This window comes from Paraburkholderia sp. JHI2823 (assembly GCF_038900695.1).
GTDB classification, from domain to species: domain Bacteria; phylum Pseudomonadota; class Gammaproteobacteria; order Burkholderiales; family Burkholderiaceae; genus Paraburkholderia; species Paraburkholderia mimosarum.
In genome coordinates this window covers 1-467 of record NZ_JAYMRY010000233.1, presented here as the reverse complement: position 1 = coordinate 467, position 467 = coordinate 1, and the positions used below count along the sequence as shown (strand labels likewise).

The 467-nt window shown below is 62.7% G+C and carries 1 protein-coding gene and 1 pseudogene; both read left to right on the top strand.

Annotation, left to right across the window (positions count from 1 at the left end; genetic code table 11):
- On the top strand, positions 1–243 hold a 243-nt coding region (locus VSR34_RS38455; protein ID WP_342965238.1), incomplete at its 5' end, for a hypothetical protein.
- Positions 174–386, top strand: a pseudogene (locus tag VSR34_RS38450) (transposase domain-containing protein); the annotation flags it as partial. The gene VSR34_RS38455 and the pseudogene VSR34_RS38450, both read left to right, overlap by 70 nt.
- Between the last annotated feature and the right edge of the window lie 81 nt (positions 387–467).

Sequence of the window (467 nt, the reverse complement as noted above, 5' to 3'; positions counted from 1 at the left end):
CAGCATCCACGCCGACACGACCCTCACTACGCCTGGGCTGGCCTCGACGTGCACCACGCGACCGCCGCTTCGCTCCTCGACGTCTCGTACCTTGACGCGACGCCCATACAAGGGATGCCAACGGTAATGGACTTCAACTTCCTGCCCGATCTGGGCAGAATGATCGCGAACTTGCTGTCGGCAGGGCCAACTGGCTGTTCGCCGGCTCACTGCGAGCGGGCCAACGCGCTGCCGCCATCATGAGCCTGTTGCGCTCAGCACAACTCAATGGGCACGAACCGCACGCCTATCTGAAGGACGTCCTCACGCGATTGCCGACCCACAGGGCCAGCGACGTCGCAACATTGCTGCCTCATCGCTGGCAGCCGACAGTTGCGGTCGCTTAGCTCAATTCGTCAAGACGGGTTTGCTGGCCGCTTACCGACAGTGGCTGCGGTGGCCGACCGAGTTCAAGGAAGGCTCATACC